The sequence below is a fragment of the Bacillus sp. SIMBA_005 genome, from assembly GCF_046535585.1.
In the GTDB taxonomy this organism is placed as follows: Bacteria; Bacillota; Bacilli; order Bacillales; family Bacillaceae; genus Bacillus; species Bacillus pumilus.
This window is the reverse complement of sequence record NZ_JAWRWI010000372.1, coordinates 1-273: the sequence shown is the minus strand read 5'-3', so window position 1 is coordinate 273 and position 273 is coordinate 1. Positions and strand designations below refer to the sequence as shown.

General features: G+C 75.5%; 1 protein-coding gene. It reads right to left on the bottom strand.

The window, feature by feature from the left end; all coding sequences use genetic code 11:
* On the bottom strand, positions 1–273 hold a 273-nt coding region (locus tag SB660_RS20510; RefSeq protein WP_410584172.1), incomplete at both ends, for a glycoside hydrolase family 20 zincin-like fold domain-containing protein.

Below are 273 nucleotides of genomic sequence, written 5' to 3'. Positions count from 1 at the left end.
CAGGCCGCGTTCGTCGGAAGCGCGCACGGAAATGCCGTCCGGAGTGACGTCGAGGACGTAGCCTTCCGCGTGCTGCGGCGAGGCGGCGGCGTCGAGTGCGAACGTGATCGCGGGGGAGGCGCCGTTGCCGGCGGTCCCCGTCTGCAGGCGCAGCCCGTTCGAGGTCGCGACGACACCGGCGAAGTGCTGCGCGACGCGGCGGGCGGCGTCGCCCTCGGCCCGCAGCGGCGTGGCCGACGTCAGTGCGAATCCGCCGTCCCCCGCGACCAGGCG